The sequence below is a fragment of the Microbacterium sp. BF1 genome, assembly GCF_019279095.1.
Lineage (GTDB): Bacteria > Actinomycetota > Actinomycetes > Actinomycetales > Microbacteriaceae > Microbacterium > Microbacterium maritypicum.
Genome location: NZ_JAGYWT010000267.1, coordinates 1 through 3,330, shown reverse-complemented (window position 1 = coordinate 3,330; position 3,330 = coordinate 1). Strand labels below are relative to the sequence as shown.

1 protein-coding gene and 1 pseudogene are annotated in these 3,330 nt (G+C 66.8%); both read right to left on the bottom strand.

Features of this window, described 5'->3' with window-relative positions:
• Window positions 1-124: 124 nt before the first annotated feature.
• Window positions 125-268: pseudogene (locus tag KZA10_RS10155) on the bottom strand (dTMP kinase); the annotation flags it as partial.
• Complete coding sequence (topA, locus tag KZA10_RS10150) at window positions 265-3,126, bottom strand: type I DNA topoisomerase (RefSeq protein WP_141385833.1); 2,862 nt, start codon at window positions 3,124-3,126, stop codon at window positions 265-267. The gene topA and the pseudogene KZA10_RS10155, both read right to left, overlap by 4 nt.
• Between the last annotated feature and the right edge of the window lie 204 nt (window positions 3,127-3,330).

The following is a 3,330-nucleotide window of genomic DNA, read 5'->3' as shown; positions in this document are numbered from 1 at the left end:
CACAAGGCCGGGTGCGCATCTGGTCGATCTATGCAGATGAGCAGTTTCTTCGCATGCAGATGTCTTGGTTTCTTCCTCATCGCGAACGTGTTCACAGTGGGCTGCACCCCTGCGAATGGGATGGTACATCGGAACCGCCGGGTTCGCGGGTACGGACGACGGTACGCCCGGTGTCTTCGAGCCACTGCGCGAGCAGGTTCGACTGCGTGGTCTTGCCCGAGCCGTCACCGCCCTCGAGCGTGATCCACACCCCGTGACCTGAGGTCACGAGTCCGCCTTCTCCGCCGCCTTCGCCGCAGCGTTGGCGGCGCGCGTGGCTGCCGCCTTCTTCGCAGCAGCCGACCGGGCAGCGGACGTGGCAGCCGTGGTCTTCTTCGCGGGCGCCTTCTTGGCGGCAGGCTTCTTCGCGGCCGGCTTCTTGGCGGCAGGAGCCTTCTTCGCGGCCGGCTTCTTCGCAGGAGCCTTCTTCGCTCCGCGCTTGGTAGCCGGACCCTTGGCACGCTTGTCGGCGAGCATCTGCACTGCGACCTCGAAGGTGATGTCCTCGACGGTCTGACCCCGCGGGATCGTCACGTTCGTCTCACCGTCGGTCACATACGCGCCGAAACGTCCGTCGCGGATGCGGATCGGCTTCCCGCTGACGGGATCGGCTTCGAACTCGGCGAGCGCGCTCGATGCCCGGCGACCCGCGCCGTACTTCGGCTGCGCGTAGATCTCGAGCGCCTGGTCGAGCGTCACATCGAAGATCTGCGACTCCGATTCGAGCGACCGTGAATCCGTACCCTTCTTCAGGTAGGGCCCGAACCGGCCGTTCTGCGCCGTGATCTCATCGCCCGACTCCGGGTCGACGCCCACGACGCGCGGGAGGCTCAGCAGACGCAGCGCGGTGTCGAGATCGATCTCGTCGACCGACATCGAGCGGAAGAGCGAGGCCGTGCGCGGCTTGGGCGCTGCTTCCTTCTTCGCGCCGCGCTTGGGCTTGGGAGCCTCGACGACCTCGCCGGTGGTCTCGTCGACCGCGGCGTCTTCCGACACAGGGTCGTTCTCCTGCACGTACGGCCCGAACCGGCCGTCCTTCACCACGATGATCTTGCCGTTGTCGGGGTTCTCCCCCAGCACGCGGTCGCCGGCAACGGGAGCGTCGATGAGCTCCTGAGCCTTCTGGGCGGTCAGCTCGTCGGGTGCGAGGTCTTCCGGCACGTTGACGATGCGCGGCTTGGCCTCGGGGTTCGCGGGGTCGGCCACCTCGAGATACGGGCCGTACTTGCCGAAGCGAAGCGTGGCCGTGTCGGTGATGCGCGTGGAGTTCAGCGCACGAGCGTCGATCTCGCCGAGGTTGTCGACGACCTGGCGCAGACCCACGTGGTTGTCGGAGCCGAAGTAGAAGGATTTGAGCCACTCGACCCGGTTCTGCTCGCCGCGCGCGATCGTGTCGAGGTCGTCTTCGAGCGCCGCCGTGAAGTCGTAGTCGACGAGGTCGGCGAAGTGCTCTTCGAGCAGACGCACGACGCTGAACGCGAGCCAGGTCGGCACGAGGGCCTGGCCGCGCTTGACCGCGTATCCACGGTCGAGGATCGTCTCGGGGATCGAGGCGAACGTCGAAGGACGACCGATGCCCTTCTCCTCGAGAACCTTCACGAGCGAGGCCTCGGTGTAACGGGGCTTCGGCGTGGTGCGGTGCCCCTTGGCCTCGGCGTCGGACACGGCGAGCTGATCGCCGACCGCGACAGCCGGCAGCGACTGGTTCTCCGCAGCGTCCGCGTCACCGCGCTTCTCGTCGCGGCCCTCCTCGTACGCCTCCAGGAAGCCCTTGAAGGTGTAGACGGTTCCGGAGGCCGTGAACTCGGCCTTCTTCCCGGCGGCGTCGACGGCGATCGTGACGGTTGTGGTCTCGTACTTGGCGTCCGACATCTGGCTGGCGACGGTGCGCTTCCAGATGAGGTCGTAGAGGCGCTGCTCGTCGCGATCGAGCTCGGAGGACAGCGAGGCCGGCGTGCGGAAGTTGTCACCGGAGGGGCGGATGGCCTCGTGGGCCTCCTGCGCGTTCTTGCTCTTGGACTTGTACACCCGCGGCTTCAGCGGCACCGCGGCGTCGCCGTAGAGTGCCACCGCCTGGCTCCGCGCCGCCTGCACCGCCTGGGTGCTCAGCGACGTGGAGTCGGTACGCATATAGGTGATGTAGCCCTTCTCGTACAGACGCTGGGCGACCCCCATCGCCTGCTTGGCTCCCATCGAGAGCTTGCGCCCGGCCTCCTGCTGCATCGTGGAGGTCGTGAACGGCGCGTAGGGGCTGCGCGTTCCCGGCTTGGCCTCGACCTTCGTCACGCTTCCGGTGCCCACGGCGTCGACCGCCTGGGCGAGAGCGGTTGCGGCCGCCTCGTCGAGGATGACGACGGCCTTCTTGAGCTTGCCGTCGTCATCGAAGTCGGTGCCCCGCGCGAGCTGGCCACCGTCGACGCGGACGAGACGGATCTTGAACGAGGTGCCCGTCGCCGAAGCCGCGGCATCGACGTCCCAGTACTCGGCGGAGGTGAACGCCATGCGTTCGCGCTCTCGATCGACGATCAGACGGGTGGCCGCGGACTGCACGCGTCCGGCCGAGATTCCGGTCTTGACCTTGTACCAGAGCACGGGCGAGACGTCCCAGCCGTACAGGCGGTCGAGGATGCGGCGGGTCTCCTGCGCGTCGACGAGGTCGTGGTCGAGTTCGCGGGTGTTGCCGACCGCAGCCTGGATCGCGTCCTTGGTGATCTCGTGGAAGACCATGCGCTTGACGGGAACCTTGGGCTTGAGGGTCTCGAGCAGGTGCCAGGCGATCGCCTCACCCTCGCGGTCCTCATCAGTGGCGAGCAGGAGCTCGTCGGCATTCTTCAGCGCACGCTTGAGTTCGGCGACCGTCTTGGTCTTCCGATCGGAGACGACGTAGTACGGGTCGAATCCGTTGTCGATGTCGATGGAGTACTTCCCATAGGCCTGCTTGTCAGCGGCCGGGATGTCCTTCTTGTCAGCGAGGTCGCGGATGTGGCCGACGGAGCTGAGCACCTCGTAGCCGTCGCCGAGGTATCCCTGAATAGACCGCATCTTCGTCGGGGACTCGACGATGACGAGCTTCTTGCCTTCAGCCAAGGGTGCGTCCTTTCTTCGAAGCACACCATACACACCACTGTGTGGGGTCGTTCACAGTGAGCGAGGTCGCGCTGCCGTCGCTATCCCTCGGGTGGCCCGGCACGGGCTCGGGAGACGGCTGCGAGTCCAGCGTACGCCGCCTGCACCTCCACGGTCGCCACGAAGCCCTCGAGAACGCACCCCGTGAGGGTGGCACCCGCCGCC